13 protein-coding genes, 1 tRNA gene and 1 pseudogene are annotated in these 18,377 nt (G+C 62.1%); 9 read left to right on the top strand and 6 right to left on the bottom strand.

From position 1 onward, the window contains the following. Positions 1–98: 98 nt before the first annotated feature. Positions 99–737 (bottom strand): LysE family translocator, encoded by a 639-nt coding sequence (locus tag AC5WNI_RS05750; RefSeq protein ID WP_054556779.1) that lies wholly within the window; start codon positions 735–737, stop codon positions 99–101. A 380-nt stretch (positions 738–1,117) separates the two neighbouring features. Next, positions 1,118–2,536 (bottom strand): IS1380 family transposase, encoded by a 1,419-nt coding sequence (locus tag AC5WNI_RS05745; protein ID WP_368448727.1) that lies wholly within the window; start codon positions 2,534–2,536, stop codon positions 1,118–1,120. Positions 2,537–2,595: 59 nt separating this feature from the next. Here AC5WNI_RS05745 and AC5WNI_RS05740 point away from each other — a divergent pair. Together AC5WNI_RS05740 and AC5WNI_RS05735 are read left to right on the top strand one after the other, a co-directional pair. Continuing rightward, a pseudogene (locus AC5WNI_RS05740) lies at positions 2,596–3,114 on the top strand (DDE-type integrase/transposase/recombinase); the annotation flags it as partial. Between the two features lie 10 nt (positions 3,115–3,124). Then, on the top strand, positions 3,125–3,886 hold the full coding sequence (locus AC5WNI_RS05735; protein ID WP_368448599.1) for a hypothetical protein: 762 nt from the start codon (positions 3,125–3,127) through the stop codon (positions 3,884–3,886). Positions 3,887–3,993: 107 nt separating this feature from the next. On the opposite strand, the gene AC5WNI_RS05730 is transcribed toward AC5WNI_RS05735, so the two are convergent. Next, a tRNA-Gly gene (locus AC5WNI_RS05730) sits at positions 3,994–4,067 on the bottom strand. 160 nt (positions 4,068–4,227) lie between these two features. After that, positions 4,228–5,250 carry an adenosine deaminase gene (locus AC5WNI_RS05725; RefSeq protein WP_368449833.1) on the bottom strand — a complete coding sequence of 341 codons (1,023 nt, stop codon included), beginning with the start codon at positions 5,248–5,250 and terminating at the stop codon, positions 4,228–4,230. 327 nt (positions 5,251–5,577) lie between these two features. Here AC5WNI_RS05725 and AC5WNI_RS05720 point away from each other — a divergent pair, with 327 nt between their 5' ends. Next, positions 5,578–6,645, top strand: coding sequence for a Bug family tripartite tricarboxylate transporter substrate binding protein (locus AC5WNI_RS05720; RefSeq protein ID WP_368448597.1), 1,068 nt, complete (start codon positions 5,578–5,580; stop codon positions 6,643–6,645). A gap of 152 nt (positions 6,646–6,797) precedes the next feature. Here AC5WNI_RS05720 and AC5WNI_RS05715 read toward each other — a convergent pair whose 3' ends face one another. Then, on the bottom strand, positions 6,798–8,450 hold the full coding sequence (locus AC5WNI_RS05715; protein ID WP_368448595.1) for an MFS transporter: 1,653 nt from the start codon (positions 8,448–8,450) through the stop codon (positions 6,798–6,800). 607 nt (positions 8,451–9,057) lie between these two features. On the opposite strand from AC5WNI_RS05715, the gene AC5WNI_RS05710 reads away from it, so the two are divergent. From AC5WNI_RS05710 to AC5WNI_RS05700, 3 genes are read left to right on the top strand one after another with little or no spacing between them, the layout of a single operon-like run. After that, complete coding sequence (locus tag AC5WNI_RS05710) at positions 9,058–10,032, top strand: Bug family tripartite tricarboxylate transporter substrate binding protein (RefSeq protein WP_254627097.1); 975 nt, start codon at positions 9,058–9,060, stop codon at positions 10,030–10,032. Continuing rightward, entirely contained in the window at positions 10,032–10,469 is a 438-nt protein-coding gene (locus AC5WNI_RS05705) for a tripartite tricarboxylate transporter TctB family protein (RefSeq protein ID WP_175089794.1), read from the top strand. Before AC5WNI_RS05710 ends, AC5WNI_RS05705 begins: the two co-directional genes overlap by 1 nt. Then, positions 10,469–11,989 carry a tripartite tricarboxylate transporter permease gene (locus tag AC5WNI_RS05700; RefSeq protein ID WP_368448594.1) on the top strand — a complete coding sequence of 507 codons (1,521 nt, stop codon included), beginning with the start codon at positions 10,469–10,471 and terminating at the stop codon, positions 11,987–11,989. The genes AC5WNI_RS05705 and AC5WNI_RS05700 overlap by 1 nt, the downstream gene beginning before the upstream one ends. Before the next feature lie 156 nt (positions 11,990–12,145). Here AC5WNI_RS05700 and AC5WNI_RS05695 read toward each other — a convergent pair whose 3' ends face one another. Then, entirely contained in the window at positions 12,146–12,811 is a 666-nt protein-coding gene (locus AC5WNI_RS05695; protein ID WP_285460261.1) for a helix-turn-helix domain-containing protein, read from the bottom strand. A 200-nt stretch (positions 12,812–13,011) separates the two neighbouring features. On the opposite strand from AC5WNI_RS05695, the gene AC5WNI_RS05690 reads away from it, so the two are divergent. The 3 genes from AC5WNI_RS05690 to putA all read left to right on the top strand — a co-directional run bounded on the left by AC5WNI_RS05690 (position 13,012) and on the right by putA (position 17,944). Next, complete coding sequence (locus AC5WNI_RS05690) at positions 13,012–13,377, top strand: hypothetical protein (protein WP_043335450.1); 366 nt, start codon at positions 13,012–13,014, stop codon at positions 13,375–13,377. Beyond that, positions 13,377–14,135 carry an AraC family transcriptional regulator gene (locus tag AC5WNI_RS05685; protein ID WP_285460260.1) on the top strand — a complete coding sequence of 253 codons (759 nt, stop codon included), beginning with the start codon at positions 13,377–13,379 and terminating at the stop codon, positions 14,133–14,135. The genes AC5WNI_RS05690 and AC5WNI_RS05685 overlap by 1 nt, the downstream gene beginning before the upstream one ends. Positions 14,136–14,764: 629 nt before the next feature. Then, complete coding sequence (putA, locus tag AC5WNI_RS05680; RefSeq protein ID WP_175089893.1) at positions 14,765–17,944, top strand: bifunctional proline dehydrogenase/L-glutamate gamma-semialdehyde dehydrogenase PutA; 3,180 nt, start codon at positions 14,765–14,767, stop codon at positions 17,942–17,944. Positions 17,945–18,377: the final 433 nt, after the last annotated feature.

Genomic DNA, 18,377 nt, shown 5'->3' with positions numbered 1-18,377 from the left:
ACTGGTGATCGACAGGCTCCAGACACGACAACGGCACCCTCGGGTGCCGTTGTCGTCTGCGTGCGCTTTACGTCTTGTGCAATAGAGCGGGGCTCGGCTCAACGATGCGACGCCGCCAGCCCCGCGCCGGCCACGACGAACAGACTGCCCGTGGTGCGATTGAACAGCCGCACGCGCCGGTGGCTATCAAACCAGCGACTGATGCTGGAACCCGCATGGGCGTAGGTGCTCATCGTCAGCAGGTCCACCACCAGCCAGGTCAGCGCCAGCACCACGAACTGGGGCAGCTGCGGCTGGGCCATGTCGATGAAATTGGGAAACAGCGCGCCGAAGAACAGCAGGTCCTTGGGGTTGCTGATCCCGATACCGAAGCCCTTGCGGCACAGTTGCCAACGCGTGGCTCGGGCGCGCATCTGCCCGTCTTCCCCCACGGCGTCGAACACCACCGGCTGGGATGGCGCCCGCCAGGCCTGAATGCCCAGATAGATGAGATAGAGCGCCCCGACGATCTTCAGCACCAGAAACCCCGTCTCGGAGGCTGCCAATGCCGCGCCGAGGCCCAGCGACGACAAGGCCATCAACACCAGTGACGCCGCCGCCCCACCCGCAACCGTCGCGAACGATCGGCGTCGGCCGTGGCGCAGGCCATGATCCATGCACAGCAACGCAAACGGTCCGGGAAAGGTGATCAAGGCGGTGATGACGCTGACATATGCCAACCAGACGGTGAGTTCCACTGGGGTTCCTTGTCGTTCAACGAATGACGAACTTCTGAAAGGTGACCTGCCAATATCGCGGCTCTCCGCCGCGTCAGCAACAATTTTCGCTTCGATCGGCTCGGCAAGACAGTCACGTGGCACTTCATCGAGCAGGCAGCTGCCGTAACCCCGCCTTATTCACGAGTGCCCTGATCGGGCGGCTTGAAGTGGCTGGCCGTTGGGTTCTCGCACCGGGGGTGCTATCTACGCCGTAACGGCCCGCTGAATCATGCCCAAATGCTGCTCTTCTGTCGTATCTATATAACGTTCAGGAATTAATCACGCCGTTAAAGCAGCCGTCATCGTCGACCGTCGCTGCGGTCGCTCGATTCTTGAAGCTATGGTGGTTGCGCCGAACGTCAGCTAAGCGCGGTCAGTTTCGGCAGCCCCTTCAGCAAGGCAGGCCACCATTTATCAGCCGTATCGCCGAGGTGAACGGTGATGCGCCGAGCGTGCAGCGAGAGCGTCGCCGCCACCTTGAGCACCTGTTCACGCATCCGGCTCAGGCTCCAACCCTGCCGGGTCTGGCGCCCCAGCAAGCAGCGAAGGCCATGCAGAACCTGATAGGCGTAGAGACTCAGCAACAGGCTCACCTCATTGCGGGCCATCACGTCCTGGACGGTGGAGGCACCGCGATCGGTCGACGAGAGATGCACGTCGAGCGCCGACTTCACCTCGCCCATGTGCGCTTCGGCGCTGCCGCGCTTGCGATAGAGTGCCAGGATCTTCTCGGGCGGCCAGTCGAACTTGCCGAGGTTGGTGACCAGGAAGAAGGCATGCAGCAGCAGGTCATCGGGGCGTTCCTGAACTACCAGCACCACGCGTCGTGGCGTTGGCCAGGTACCGGCCTGGTATTCAAGGTCGTGGCACCACTCCCGAGGCTGCTCAGGTGGCCGGCCGCGTGGCCGCTTCAGGTAGGGCGCTGCCAGCGCCTGCAAGCCCTTGTGGCTGCGCAGCCGGCCCAGGTACTCGATGCTGCGCTTCTCCAGCGCCTCCAGCGTGTCGTTGTCGGTGAAGCCGGCGTCGATACGCACCCGAACCTGGGCGCCGGTGCTCTCGTTAAGCCGCTTCACCAGGTGCGGGATCCACGTATCAGCGTTCTCGGCGGGGCCGGCGTCGCCCTCGCGCAGCAGGCCGCCGACCATGTCGCCAGTTTCGGCCAACGAGGCGACCAGCGGCGAATAGATCCGCGTACCGTAAAGGCCATGATAAGCGGAACCGCCCTGGTGTCCATGGACCTCAATCGGCAGGCCGTCGATGTCTAGCGTCAGCTGCTTGGGACGCTCGCCGTTCTTCAGCGAGGTCAGGCGCCAGGCCACCAGCCGCAGCAGACCTTCATGCACGGCATCGATGTTGTCGTTGTGTCCAAGGCAGGTCAGCAGCCGCGACAGCGTGGCTTGGGACGGCCTATCCTGGACCAGTGGCGTCATGCCGCGCGCATCACTGCAGGCCAGCTGCCAGAGCGGATCACGGCGCAGCGTGTCGGTATCGCTGAGATCGATCCACCCCATCGCCCGCTGCAGCACCAAGGTGCGTATCTGGCTGGCCAGCGAGTGGCGAATACGCAGCGGATGGCGTGGATCGACCAGGTTATCTTCGAGCGCCTCGATCACGCCACTGCTGTCGAGGGCTTCGCGCAGCAACAATGCGCCGCTGTCGCTGGTGGTGCGGTGGCCGCTCAGCTCGACACGGACAGAGCCGTTGCATGAGAGCGTCCAGGTCGTTAGGGTTTCACCCATGGCGAGTGGTCCTCTTGAATCGTGTTCTGGCAGGAACATCCTGATTCTACAAGAGAAAACCACTCGCCATCTTCGTTTTCAGGTCGGCCTTATGAATAAGCCGGGGTTATCTCTACGTCGCGATTGATCGTGCCACTCGGTGGGTGTATCTGGAGGTCAGATCAAGTCAATCTGCAAAGGACGCCCAGGCGTTCATGAAGCGTGCAGAAGAGGAGGCTCCCTTCACGATTCGAACCGTGCTCACGGACAATGGTAAATCCTTTACCGATCGCTTCACCGTGGGTGGCGAACGTAAGCCCAGTGGAAATCATCTTTTCGATCAGGAATGTCAGAACCATGGTATTGAGCATCGATTGATCAGGCCAGGCAGACCCCAAACGAACGGGATGGTGGAGCGCTTCAATGGGCGTATCAGCGATGTTCTGGCGACTCGGCGTTATGACTCAAGTGAGGATTTAGAACAGACACTCGAGCGTTATTGCTGGCTCTATAACCACCACATTCCTCAGAAGGCACTACACCACAAAGCGCCTATAGCAGCAATGAAGGAGTGGCAGGTCGAACGACCTGAGCTGTTTACGCAAGCTATAGTCAATCAGACGGAACCCGACATCTAGAGGTAATCACGTGGATAAATGTAAGCTATGCCTCAAAGAAAGTGTCCTTCAAGAGTCACATATACTACCGAACTCAATAGCAAAGCGTATAAAAAACAATGGGCAAACAATAGTAATTACAAATAATCGGCATCCGAAAGCTGAAAACAGCAACTTTAATTACGTTGAACCTATGTTTTGCTGGGACTGTGAACAAACTTTATGCAAATATGAAAAATATGGCACAAATGTAACTATAAATAAGAATCTTATAAAGAGAAAAGGTGATGACCTGGTAGTATTTAAAGTAGACTTTAAAAAATACTATCTATATCTCATTAGCATACTGTGGCGCGCAGGACTAACCAATCACAGGGAGTTTTCTACAGTGCGGCTGGGGTTACCTTTTCTAGAGCTAATGAGAAATTGCTTACTTGAAAATAAATTGACGTGGCAAAAAATTCATCTAGAAGATCTTATCTCCATATCAATAATAAAAATAAAAAATGAATACCCCCATTTAACTGATGAGTCCATTAGAAAAATTATTATAACACCTAGACTTGATGAGGACAATTCGCAAACTCGATATTACTACATGATGTATGATGGTTTTGTATTTGCATACTATTATACTGGGCATTCTTCGCTCATTCAAAATAGAACAAAACCAAAATTTCGATTAAGACGATCTACTAGAAATAAATTCCCTGCAAAAGGGATAAAGAGCATTCCTATAATCAACAACAAACTATATGACGCTCAATTAGCTGCTCAACCTAAGAAGACCTAACAAGAACATTTCGAATGTGCGCACAATATAGAAATCATTCAATAACAAACAACTCATACCCCAAAAACAAAAAAAGCCTCCCTTTCGGGAGGCTTTTTTGAAGAATCTGGAGCGGGTGAAGGGAATCGAACCCTCGTCTTAAGCTTGGGAAGCTTCTGCTCTACCATTGAGCTACACCCGCAGGGCGGTGCATTGCGCACACCAGAACTGCATTGTACTCAACGACTTAGCACGGTCAAGCAACATCTGATGGAGCGCTTGCCGCAGGCGGCGTCATGCTGGCGATGTTGGTGGCCAAGCCGTTGATTACATTCAGTATTCAAGCCTCAGTGATAATTGCATCACGCCACGCAGCTATCGAGTTGCGCCAGCAGCACGCCACGGCGGGCGTCACTCATGCCGAGGCCTTCGGCACGCTGCGGGAAGGCGGCGTCGATGGCGTTGCGGCACAGGGTGAGCCACTGCGCCTCGCTGAGATCCAGCGCTTGCTGCACGGCTAGGAAGTTGTCGAGCATGCCACCGCCGAAATAGGCCGGGTCATCCGAGTTGAGGGTGATATTGAGGCCCGCATCGATCAGCTTCGGCAGCGGGTGGTCTTCCATGCGCTCCACCACCTTGAGCGCGACATTGGACAGCGGACACACCGTCAGCGGGATACGCCGCTCGGCCAGTTCCGCGACCAAGGCGGCATCTTCCAGACAGCGCACACCGTGGTCGATACGCTCCACCCCCAGCACCTCAAGCGCCGTGCGGATGTACTCTGCCGGCCCTTCCTCACCTGCGTGCGCTACACGATGCCAGCCGCGCGCCCCCGCAAGCGTGAAGACCTCGGTGAACTTCTCCGGCGGATTGCCGATCTCGGCGCTGTCCAGGCCGACACCCACGAAGCGCGACTCGAAGGGAATCAGCGCCTCGAACAGTTCGCGAGCAGAGTCCGCGGAATGACAGCGCAGGAAGCTCGGCACCAGGGCCGAGGTGATGTCGAATTCCTTCACCGCCTCACGACAGGCGCGCTCCAGCCCCGCGAACTGGGTTTCCAGACTCACGCCACGCGCCAGATGCGCCTGCGGATCGAAGAACAGCTCCAGATGCTTGACGCCATCGGCGCTCGCACGGCGGAAGTAGTCCTGCGCCAGGCGGTAGAAGTGCGACTCGTCATTCAAGACGCCCATGCCCTGGTAATAGAGCGCGAGGAAGGCGGGCAGGTCCGCGAAGTCATAGGCCGCCTCGACCTCCTCCAGGGTGGCGTAGGGCAATGTGATGCCCTGCTCCGCCGCCAGCTCGAACATCAATGCCGGCGTCAGCGAGCCTTCGATGTGCAGGTGCAGCTCCACCTTGGGCAGGCGGGCGAGAAAGTCGTGCATGCGCGGGGTAAGGGTCATGGCCCGTCTCCTCAATGAAAGGCGGCGGCTGGAAGATCGCGGAGCGCTCACCACAGCCTGATGGCGCAATTCTAGCAATCCCGAGACCACCTTGAGGAGAGACGGCGCGGGAAATGCGATTTCTCTTCGCGATGCCCGCCTGCCGTGACTTTTCGCGACTCGCCGAAATAGGCTATTTTCGTTCATTCGCACTCTCGCAAGCTCACCACAACAGTCATGAGCGTGCGACAGCCAGCAACGCCCAGCCCCATGCCGCGCTGACTGACATAACCATAACGATCGACGCTGAACACCAAGGACACGATTGCCATGCACGCCACATCCCCTGCCCGCCATCCCTTCTCACGCAGAAAGCATGCTCGACAGCGTGCTGGCGCTCTGCCCGCTGCGCTCCTGCTCAGCCTTGGCCTGCTGGTGCCCTTGAGCGCCAACGCCACCCAAGAGGAACATAACGAACAGACTGGCTTCGCCCCGCAGGGCAAGACGGAGTGCATCGCGCCGGCCAAGCCCGGCGGCGGCTGGGATTTCACCTGTCGCAGCGTGGCCCGCCTGCTGGATGAGCAGAACCTGATCCCCGCCGGTATGCAGACGCTGAACGTGCCCGGCGCCAGCGGAGGCGTCGCCTTCGCGCATGTGAAATCCAAGCGCCATGATGATGAGCAGGTCATCGTCGCCGCCTCGAGCGCGACCACCACCCGTCTGGGCCAGCATGCCTATCAGGACGGCAAGGTCGACGACGTGCGCTGGTTGATGACCCTCGGCGCCGACTACGGCGTGATTGCCGTGGCCGAGGACTCGCCCTATCACTCGCTGACCGAGCTGCTGGCCGCCATGCAGGCAGACCCCAAGGCGGTGCGCTTCGCCGGTGGCGATGTCGCGGGTGGCTTCGATCACCTCAAGGTGCTGATGGCGGCGCGTGAAGCGGGCATCGACAACCTGCGCGCCCTGCCGTACCTCGCCTACGACTCAGGCTCCGTCGCCATCACCCAGGTGATGGGCGGCCACCTGGAGGCCTTCACCGGCGACATGACCGAGGCCCGCGGTTTCGTCGAATCCGGCCACCTGCGCCTGCTGGCAGTGTTCAGTGAAGAGCGTCTGCCCGGTCAGTACAGCGACATTCCCACCGCGCGTGAGCAGGGGATCGATGTGGTCGCACCCAACTGGCGCGGCTTCTACCTGCCGGGCGGCGCATCGGATGCCGCCTTCGCCTGGTGGGAGCAGACTCTCAACCGCATGGCCGAGACGCCCGAGTGGCAGCAGGTGATGCAGGACAACGGCCTGATGCCGTTCCACAAGTCCGGCAAGGCGTTGGATCGCTTCATCACCCAGCAGGTCAGCGATGTCGAGCAGATGTCGCAGGAGCTGGGCCTGCAGTGATCCACTGAAGCACTGAGGTAGTGGCTCCCTGAGGTCCTTGAGCCCTGAGCGCTGCGCTCGCCTGGCAAAAGCTCATGGCAGCCCCAAAAAAGCCGCCACACCGTTTGCCGGGGTGGCGGCTTTTGGCGACTGACTGGTTTGCTCCAGCAATCTCAGGGCATGGACGGCCACGGCCCCTTGGGCGGCTGATGTTCGGAGTCAAACTGAGAGGGCAATTGCGGGTCGCGCTCTTCATGCGGCGCAAAATCTCCCTCTGAATCTGTCTGTGACCGAGGCACTGTTTCCGGCGCTGCTCCTGTCTCAGTTGTCAGTTCCGCTCTCGGCAACAGCTCGGACAACCGCTCCGCCTCGAACGCGATTTCCGTGTCTGCGCCAGCCTCGAGCAGCGGCTCTGCCACGTACTCGTGACCCGGCTCCACCAGTTCCGCCTCCTCCAGCGGCGCGACGTTGGCCTCGAAGGCCTCATCCAGCGCCTCTTCCAATGCCTCCTCGAAGGCTTCCTGCAACGCGACCTCAAAGGCCTCTTCCTGCGCCGCCGCCTCGGCGGCCTCAGAGGCCAGCTGCTCATCCTCGGCGTGTTCATGTGCCCACTCCACCGCCACCTCGACCGCCATCGGTGACGCCGTCGGCAGGATGTTGAGGTAACTGTCGGTCTCCTCGACCGGCACCATCTCGCGCTGGGTGATCTGATAGAGCGCATACAGCGAGATGGCCACGAAGGTGGTCGCCAGCACCAGCCAGAAGGCGTGGGGGTCCATCACCTCCATCGCGCCACCTGCCGCCAGCGGCCCGACGATGGCGCCCAGCCCGAAGGCGAACACCAGCCCGCCGGAGGCACCCGGCATCTCCTCGGCCGACAGCGAATCATTGGTGAAGGCCAGCAGCAGCGCGTAAAGCGGTGTCGTCACGCCGCCGGCAAGGAAGGCCGAGGCGATCAGCGGCCACAACGCATCGCCCGCCATCCAGCCGAACAGACACGAGCCTGCCCCGGCAGCGGACAGGCCGCAGATGAGCACGCGGCGGTCCATGCGGTCCGACAGCCAGCCGATCGGGGTCTGCAACACCAGCGCGCCGGCGAACAGCATGGCGATGAACAGGGCGATATGTGAGCCCGACAAGCCCACCTGGGTGCCGAATACCGCGCCCATCCCCGACTGGGTCGCATAGACACTGCCGAGCAGGAAGATGCCGATGGCGCCCAGCGGTGACGCCTTGAACAGTGTCGCGAATGACATCGCCCGCGACACCTCGACCGCCGGTGCCACGGCCGCCGACAGCAGAATCGGCCCGAAGGAGATCGACACCAGGATGGAGGCACAGATGAACAGCACCGAGGTCGCGGCGTCGCCCAGCGTCAACAGACCCTGCGCACCGATGATGCCCAGCGTCTGCGCCATCATGTAGGCCGACAGCACCTTGCCGCGTGTCTCGTTGCTGGCGGCCGCATTCAGCCAGCTTTCCGCCGTGACATAGATGCCCGACATGCAGAAGCCGATCAGCAGGCGCAGCAGGGTCCAGGCCCAGGGTTCGGTCAGCAGTGGCAAGGCGATCAAGGCCGCCGAGATGAAGCTGCCGAGTGCTGCGAACACCCGCACATGCCCGACCCGCTGGATCAGCACCGGGGTGTAGCGCGCGCCGGAAAGGAAACCCACGAAATAGCCCGAGGTGACGATCGCCAGCTCCGCCGAGGAGAAGCCCTCGATGCCGCCACGCAGACCGATCAGCGTGAAGTGCATGCCATTGCCAAGCATGATCAGCACGATACCCAGCAACAATGCCCACACACTGCCCAACACCTTGGCCATGAGCCTTCCCCCTCCCCTGTCCCCTTGCACGATTGCCGCTGGCACCCGGACAGCACGCAGTCTGGCCACCGGCTACACGCTAGACCAGAGCCCAAGGGCCACGCTTCTGCTGCAACGCCGCATAACGTTTCAAACACGACAGGCAAGCCATGGCGCCCGTGGGCGGATAGCTCACGCACCCAGCGCGAGCGCCCCGCTCGGGCCTGCCGGGAGAGGTGCGAAGGAGGCATGCAAGAGCAGCAAGAGAAGCGCAACGAGAGAGAAGTGAGTAGAGAAAAAAGAGAGGGGCGAGAGAGGAGCAACAGAGCGTCGTAAACCACCAGATTCCGACATGCCATCCGGGCGGATCATCCACGAAAATGCACCGCAAAGGTGCGCGAATACGCCTTTCGACCAAGGTCGGTGCGACGAATGGGTATCTTGCGAGCCAGCGGGCAGCAGTCTAATTTCACCACACAGAATAAAGTTTCGCCTTACAGAATTGTAAGGTTGCTGTCAGGTTCGCGGCTGCAGGGCGAGTTTCTCGCTCGACCGCTGCCAGCACCTGACCCACGACATGTGCCGCTACCACAATCCAATAACACCAGAGGTCGCCATGACACGTCATATGACACTCAAACTCCTGACAGCTGCGGTGGTCACCGCCATGTCCGCCCAGGCCTTCGCCTTCGAACCGAAAGGCAAGGTTGACTGCATCGCGCCGGCTGATCCGGGCGGCGGCTGGGACTTCACCTGCCGCAGCGTCGGCAAGATCCTGTCTGAGCTCGATTTCGTGCCGGGCAACGTGCAGACCATCAACATGGCGGGTGCCGGTGGCGGGGTCGCCTTCGCGCACACCGTCTCCAAGCGTGCCGGTGACGAGCAGCTGCTGGTGGCCGCCTCCACCGCGACCACCACCCGTCTGGCTCAGGGCCAGTTCCCGGGCATGAATCAGGATCAGGTCGAGTGGATCGGCGCACTGGGCGCGGACTACGGCGCCATCGCCGTCTCCAAGGACTCACCGTACGACACCCTGAGCGAGGTGATGGACGCGCTGAAGAAAGACCCGAAATCCGTCAAGTTCGCCGGCGGCAGTGCCGCAGGTGGCTGGGATCACCTCAAGGTGCTGATCGCCGCCCAGGCAGCCGATGTCGAGAACCTGCCCAAGGTCTCCTACCTGTCCTACAACAACGGCGGCGAAGCCATCACCCAGGTCGTCGGCGGCCACGTGCAGGCCTTCACCGGTGATATCTCCGAGATTCAGGGCTTCATGGAATCCGGCGACCTGAAAGTGCTGGCCGTGCTCTCCGAAGAGCGCCTGCCGGGCAAGCTGGCTGACGTGCCGACCGCTCGCGAACAGGGCATCGATGCCGTCGCCCCCAACTGGCGCGGCTTCTACATCCCGGCCGGTGTCAGCGACGATGCCGAGCAGTACTGGACCACCACGCTGGACAGCGTCTATGAAAGCGAAGAATGGAAAGACGTGATGACCAAGAGCGGCCTGATGCCGTTCCATAAATCGGGTGCCGAGTTTGATGCCTTCGTGAAGGCACAGATCCAGGACATCCAGACCCTTTCCAAGGACATTGGGCTGATTCGCTGATGAATGACCGCATCTTTGGTCTGCTGATGCTCACCCTGGCCGTCGCGTACGGCTGGGGTGCCCAGCAGTTCCCGGAACCCTTCGGCGGGGCCGAGTCCATCGGGCCCGAAACCTTCCCCACGGTGCTCTCGATCGTGCTGGCGCTGAGCAGCCTGTATCTGATCGTGCGCCCCGATCCGGACCAGCAATGGCCGTGGAGCCGCACCGGCGCCGAGATGGTGCTGGCCATCGTCATCCTGTGCCTCTACACCGCGCTGCTTGAGCCGCTGGGCTTCATCGTCACGACCACCGCTGCGGTCGGCACCCTGTGCTGGCGCATGGGCTCCAGGCCGGTTCGCGCTTACGTGACAGGTCTGCTCGGCGGCATCGTCGTCTTCGCCCTGTTCAACTTCGTGCTTGAGCTACCACTGCCGCTGGGCATCCTGGAGGTGGCGTAATGGAAAGTCTTGGCTTCTTGATGCAGGGCTTCGGCATCGCCCTGCAGCCAGAGAATCTTATGTTCGCCGTGCTGGGGGCCTTCCTGGGCACCCTGATCGGCGCATTGCCGGGCCTGGGCCCGGCCAACGGTGTGGCCATCCTGATTCCGCTGGCCTTCACCCTGGGCCTGAGCCCGGAAACCTCACTGATCCTGCTGACCTCGGTCTACGCCGGTGCCATGTACGGCGGGCGCATCTCCTCGATCCTGCTCAACATCCCGGGCGATGAGCCGGCGATGATGACCTGTCTCGATGGCTATCCGATGGCCCAGAAAGGCAAGGCCGCCGAAGCGATGGCCATCTCGGCGATCGCCTCCTTCATCGGCAGCCTGATCGCCACCATCGGCCTGATCGTGATGGCGCCGTGGCTGGCCAGCTTCGCGCTGACCTTCGGTCCGGCGGAGTACTTCGCCCTGTTCGTGCTGGCCTTCGCCACCCTGGGCGGCATCACCGGCAAGAATCCGGTCAAGACGCTGATGGCCGCGGCCATCGGCCTGATGATCGCCACCGTCGGCATCGATGGCTCCACCGGCACCCAGCGCTACACCTTCGATGTGCTGGAGCTGTTCGAGGGCATCGACTTCATCATCGCCATCGTCGGTCTGTTCGCCATCTCGGAGCTGCTGTTCTTCATCGAACAGCACGCCGGTGAAGGCAAGCCGATGATCGCCATGAACAAGATGACCCTGAAGCTGAAGGACGTCATCGCCATCCTGCCGACATCCTTCCGCGGGGGCGTGCTGGGCTTCATCTCCGGGGTATTGCCGGGCGCCGGTGCGTCGCTGGGCAGCTTCATCAGCTACACGCTGGAGAAGAAGATCCTCGGCAAGAAAGGCAACTTCGGCGAAGGTGACTCGCGCGGCGTGGCCGCCCCGGAAGCCGGCAACAACGGTGCCGCCTCAGGCGCACTGGTGCCGATGCTGACGCTGGGCGTGCCGGGTTCCGGTACCACCGCGGTACTGCTGGCGATGCTGATCTCGCTCAACATCACCCCGGGCCCGCTGATGTTCACCCAGCACGGCGACATCGTGTGGGGCGTGATCGCGGCGCTGCTGATCGGTAACGTCATCCTGCTGCTGATGAACATCCCGATGGTCGGCATCTTCGTCAAGCTGCTGTCCGTGCCGCCCAAGTACCTGCTGCCGGTGGTGACCATGGTCGCCTTCGTGGGTATCTACTCCATCAGCCACTCGACCTTCGACCTGTACTTCATGGTCGCCTTCGGAGTCGCCGGCTACTTCCTGCGCAAGCTGGATATCCCGCTGGTACCGGTCATCCTCGGCATGCTGCTGGGGCCAGAGATGGAGAAGAACCTGCGTCACGCCATGCAGCTGTCTGACGGCGACTGGACCATCCTGATCGGCAGCCCCCTGGCCGTGGCCCTGTGGTGCATCGCCATCGCCGGTCTGCTGCTGCCAGTGATCGTCGGCCCCATCCTGCGTCGCCGCATGAGCGCCGCCAAGGCCGCCACCGACGCCTGATCCAGGCCAGGGCCCGCGCCTCTCATGAGGTGACACGCCCTGAACGACAACGCCCTGAATGACAGCGCTCTGAAATGACAACGCCCCCGCCGGCAAGACCGGCGGGGGCGTTGTCATTTCAGCACCTCAAGAAAGCTGTCACTGGCGAGTCGCGTATCAGTCGCCCTGCTGCCACTGCGCGAGCAGGCGGTGGGCCTGGGCAGGCGTCAGGCGCGCCGTCGGGCCACTGAGCACGATGACCTCAGCCGGTGCCCCCCCCTCGTCGTGATGCTGGGCGACGCTGACCGCCAGCGCCGCCACCGACAGGCCGGCCGCTTCGCCGGTCTCGATCTCGCCACTGTCGACACACTGCTGCAGCAGGGCGGACAGCGCCTCATCGACCAGCTCGCCTTCCTCCAGCTGATGACGCAGCGGCCACTGGCTGACATGCGCGTACTGGCACATCGCCTGACGCGGGCGTGTCACGCCCTTCACCGGTCGCGCCTCGGCCAGCGGGCCATGCTCAACCAGCATCAGGCTGGCCGTCTCGCCACTGATGGCATTCAGCGCCGCCAACCAACCCCGCAACTGAGCCTCGCGGGCCGGCAGCGCCGGTGCCAGCTGGGCAAAACGCCCAAGCGCCGCGCCGATGGAGTAGATACCGTGGCTGTCACGCGCCACATAGCCGAAGTGCTCAAGCGAGCCCATCAGCCGCAGAATCGTGCTCTTGTAGAAACCACTGGCCTGCGCCAGCTCGTTGAGCGTCAGTCGAGGGGTCGCGGGGGTAAAGGCTTCCAGCAGCGTCAAGGCACGCTCGACCGCTTCCACACGTTGATTGGCCATGCGGCGGGACTCCCACGGCAGATGAAGAACGAGGCTGACAGGCGGCTTGCGCCATGCCGCCTCACAGGACTTGAATCATGCCATAACGTTCTGACAGACAGAACATGACGCGCCTGTCGCATTGACGATACTGGCCGTGCAGCGTGGTAGAATGGTGAGCTACGACACTATTTCCGGTTACGTCCGCACAAGGTTCGCTCATGTCCATCTTCATCATCACCTTCGTGGTCTGCCTGATCGTCACCGTCGGCACCGTGGCCATGCTGATGATGTCGCGTACGCCGCGTTTTCGCACCGACTACAGCGACATCGCCCGCGTGCTGGACCAGGCGATCAGCGGCGAGATCAACGAGAACGAATGGCACAGCGTGATCGGCTATCCGATTCGCCATGATGAGTATCTGGAGAGTCTGCGTCGCCGCTGCCAGGGCATCTTCGACAACCATGCCAGGCCGTGGCAACTGGCCCAGGGCGGTGCGCTGTTCTCGCGCGCCGGCCGTGAAGAGCTCAACGTGCTGCTGGGCCACCTGCGTGCCCGCACCGGTGTCGCGGAGACTCGCGCCTGATGGCCGCCAGCGAGATGCGCCTGATTCCGCTCTCCAACCTGCGCGAGCACCACGATCACAGCTACCACCAGCTGGTGATCGGCCTCGATGGCCTGGCCGAGTTCGAGATCGAGGGCCAGGGCGGCGAGATTCGCCCGCTGACCGGCTGCATCGTGCCGGCCGATCATGTCCACTACTACGCGGGCATCGGCGAGAATCGCCAGCTGATTCTCGACCTGCCCGATGATGCGCCCTACCTGACCGGCCATCACCGTGAACTCAAGCGTCTGTTCGAGCGTCCACGCTTCTTCACGCTGGACACCCGCCTGCGCGGCTATCTCGAATTCATGCTCGCGGAAGTCAACGACTACCAGCAGGCGCCGGGTGACCTGCTCGCCGCCACCTTCCTCGCCTGCCTCAACACGCGCATCGAAGAGCCGATGAGCGCCCTGAGCACCAGTGGCCGCCAGCTGGATCTGGTCGCGCTCAACCGCTTCATCGACGCCAATCTCGGCCAGCGCCTGAGCGTGGCGGATCTTGCCCGCCAGTCGCATCTCTCCGAGCAGCATTTCAGCGAGCGTTTCCGTGTACTGACCGGCCTCTCGCCCTATCAGTACCTGCTGCGCCGTCGGCTGGAGGAGGCACGCCAGCTACTGGGCACCAGCGAGCTTTCCCTGTCCCAGATCGCGGATCGCTGCGGCTTTGCCAACCAGAGCGCCCTTTCCCATGCCTTCCGCAAGCATCTCGGCTTCCCGCCTTCGGCTCTGCGCAAAGCCTGATCGAGTTGGCAGAAGTCGATGAGGCATGCGCATCCCCGGGTATCTGACACGCCCTTGCTTCCCTCATTCACGGCCGTGTTTCTGACACGCCGCTCTTCATTCCTCCCCCTCGCTGGAAGTACGTCGCCTGGGGCACGCACGTCGTTCAACGCCACTCCCACCGTCAGCCGCAAACCAGTTCACCTCCAGACCTCTACCACCTTGGTATAACAAGATCGCGTCATTTCGCGGCACATCCTTCGACAAAGGTCGGAGAAGAGTGTCACTTTTCTGACATGCCCGTGAATTTGACATGCGCAGCCGAGAAATTGGAAAGACCCGCCCCCCTGCGCCACCCTACATTCTCAGTCATACATCCAGACGTGCCGCTGTCGCGCTTTCTGATGCGTTCTGCATCACTCCCGGCGCTGTGACTCGGCAATCCCATTCGGCGCTTCGACGCCCAGCAGCAAGGGGTTCGCACCATGACCACCTCCACTTCCTCCGATCAGTCCAGTGCAGTGAATGCCGCGATCGCCTCGGCCACGTCCACAGCCGCCCAGTCCTCGAACAACTCGTCCACGAATACTGCCAAGCAAGGGGTTCTCAAGGGCAATGTGCTCAAGGACAACATCCTGCGCAGTGACCAGATGCTGGCCGCCAGCACCTGGCAGCAGTCTCCGGAGGCGCTGTTCGCGCGCGTCAGTGACCACTATCTGGTCGATGAAAGTGCCTACGTCAGCGAGCTGGTCGGCCTGCTGAATGCCGAAGAGCAGGATGTCAAGCGCATCGGCGACAAGACGGCAGAGCTGGTGCGCGAGATTCGCACCATGGACACCGCTGTCGATTCCATCGACGAGCTGCTGCAGCAGTACAGCCTCGACACCCAGGAAGGTGTGCTGCTGATGTGCCTGGCCGAGGCGCTGCTGCGCATTCCGGACAAGGAAACCGCCGATGCGCTGATCGAGGACAAGCTCGGCGTGGCCGACTGGAAGTCCCACCTGGGCCAGAGCGAGTCCTGGTTCGTCAACGCCTCCACCTGGGGCCTTCTGATGACCGGCAACGTCATCAAGATGGATCTGCCCAAGGGTGACGGCAAGCCGGCCACCTTCATCAACCGCATGGTCAATCGTCTCGGCGAGCCGGTCATCCGCCGCGCCATGTACCAGGCGATGAAGGTGATGGGCAAGCAGTTCGTGCTGGGCCGCGACATCAAGGAAGCGCTCAAGCGCTCCCAGCCGCTGTTCGACAAGGGCTACACCTATTCCTACGACATGCTGGGTGAAGCGGCCTGCACCCGCGACGACGCCAAGGGCTACTTCGACGACTACGCACGTGCCATCCGCACCGTCGGCGAAACCTCACGCAAGCTGAAGGAAGCCACGCCGTCACCGTCCGTCTCCATCAAGCTGTCCGCCCTGCATCCGCGCTATGAATTCGGCCGTCGTGAGCAGGTGCTGGAAGAGCTGGTGGCAAGCGTGCGTGAACTGGCCGGTATCGCCCGCGAGCTGAACGTCGCCATCACCATCGATGCCGAGGAAGTCGATCGCCTCGAGATCTCGCTGGAAGTGTTCCGCGCCGTCTACGAGAGCGACACCTGCCGCGGCTGGGGCAAGTTCGGCCTCGTCGTGCAGGCCTACTCGACGCGGGCCCTGCCGACCCTGCAGTACCTCAACCGCATCGCCGACCTGCAAGGCGACGAGATCCCGCTGCGTCTGGTCAAGGGCGCTTACTGGGACAGCGAGATCAAGGAATCCCAGGAACTGGGTGTCGAAGGCTATCCGGTGTTCACCCGCAAGGCCTCCACCGACGTCAGCTACCTGGTCTGCGTGCGCTTCCTGCTGTCCGAGAACACCCGTGGGCGCATCTACCCGCAGTTCGCCACCCACAATGCCCACACCATCAGCACCATTCTGGATGTGGCCAACGCCGGCGAGACACGTCAGTTCGAATTCCAGCGCCTGCACGGCATGGGCGAAGCCCTGTATGAAGCCGCGCTCAAGCGCGCGCCCAAGGGGACCTGGTGCCGTATCTATGCGCCGGTCGGCGCACACAAGGACCTGCTCCCGTACCTGGTGCGTCGTCTGCTGGAGAACGGAGCCAACTCCTCGTTCGTTCACCAGTTGGTCGACCCGCGCGTGCCGGTCGAGAGCCTGTGCACCCACCCGGTGGTCACGCTCAATCAGTACAGGACCTATCACAACCCACGCATCGCGCTGCCGCCGAACATCTATGGCGCAGACCGCCTGAATTCACGGGGCATCAATCTGAACATCAATAGCCAGTACCAGCCGCTGATCGACGAGATGGCCACGCACATGGACACCACCTACGACGTGCGTCCGCAGCTGGCCTTCGATGTCCAGGTCAATGCCGAGCGCCGCCAGGCCGTCACCTGCCCGTTCGACCGTCGTGACACCCTGGGCCACGTGCAGTGGACCAGCGCCGAGGAAGCTTCCAGGGCCATCGACGCCGCCTGGGCTGCCTTCCCGCGCTGGGAGCAGACGCCGGTCGAGGAACGCGCCGCGATTCTCGAGCGCTTCGGTGACCTGATGGAAACCCACACCGCCGAGCTGATGACCCTGTGCTCCCGCGAGGGTGGCAAGCTGTTGACCGACGGCATCGCCGAGATCCGTGAAGCGGTCGACTTCTGCCGCTACTACGCCAACCGTGCGCGTGCCGACTTCGCCGAACCGACCGAGCTGCAGGGGCCGACCGGCGAGCACAACCAGATCATGCTCGGCGGCAAGGGCGTCTTCGCCTGCATCAGCCCGTGGAACTTCCCGGTCGCGATCTTCTGCGGCCAGATGGTCGCCGCCGCCGTCACCGGCAACACCGTGGTCGCCAAGCCCGCCGAGCAGACCTCGCTGGTCGCTCACCGCGTGGTCGAGCTGCTGCGCGAAGCCGGCATGCCGCGCGATGTCGTCCAGCTGCTGCCGGGTGATGGCCCGACCGTGGGCAGCGTGCTGTCCAGCGACCCGCGCATCACTGGCGTGTGCTTCACCGGCTCCACCCAGACCGCGCAGATCATCAACCGCTCGCTGGCCGCGCGGGAAAACGCTCCGCTGCCGTCACTGATCGCCGAGACCGGTGGCCTCAACGCCATGATCGTCGACTCCACCGCCCTGCCGGAGCAGGTCGTCAATGACGTGGTGCAGTCCGCCTTCCAGAGTGCCGGTCAGCGCTGTTCCGCCCTGCGTGTGCTCTACGTGCAGGAAGACGTCGCCGAGCGCGTCATCAGCCTGCTCAAGGGCGCGATGGACGAGCTGAAGATCGGCGATCCGCGTGACCTGGGCACCGACGTCGGCCCGGTCATCGACGAGGAAGCGCGTGCCGGTCTGCTCAAGCACATCGAGGAATATCGCAGCCAGGGCCGTGTGATCGCCGAAGCCGCCGTCGACAAGGCCACCACCGAGCACGGCACCTTCGTCGCGCCGGTCGCCCTGCGCATCGACGGCATCGATAGCCTGGAAAGCGAGCAGTTCGGCCCGGTTCTGCACATCGCGACCTGGAAAGGCGGCGAAGTGGACAAGGTCATCGACACCATCAATGGTCTCGGTTACGGCCTGACCTTCGGTGTGCATTCGCGAAACGAAAGTTTTGCTAATGCCGTTGCACAGAAAATTCGTGTTGGTAATGTCTACGTCAACAGGAATATCATCGGTGCCGTGGTAGGTGTACAGCCGTTTGGTGGTCAGGGCTTCTCTGGTACTGGCCCGAAAGCCGGCGGCCCGCACTACCTGCACCGCTTCGCTACCGAGAAGACCCGTACCGTCAACACCACGGCTCTCGGCGGCAACGCGTCTCTTCTCGCCATGGGCGACGAATGACCGACGCTGCCTGCTCTCGCGGCAGCAGCAGAGGTCACGCCTGGCGGAAGACTGCATGCTGGACGTGCATGAGGTAGCCAGGTGACAGGGCATCAGGACGATGCCCAGTGGATGACGGCGAGCACGCCAGGCCGTCATCTGCCCCGGACACCGACAGGGACGCCCACGGACATGAATCGCCAGCGACTGGCCCCTCATGTTCGTGCCCTGCGGTGTCCGTTGCCGTTTTCCCTTTTGACTCGACGGCAATATGCGGGGACGGACGATCGTCAGAAGATTCGTTTATGCGCTAGTCTGAACGTACAAGATTGGCAGGAACTTGCGAGAGCCGCCGCGACATGGCCCTCGAAGGACGTTCGATGCATGACGCAGGACTCCCGGCGACGGTCTGACAGGAACCGTCACTGGCAGTGAATCATCACGACGCTCGCCG

It is taken from the genome of Cobetia sp. PDI-12MA, assembly GCF_059507695.1.
Note: the sequence above shows the minus strand (reverse complement) of the source record. Positions and strands in the feature narration are given on the sequence as shown.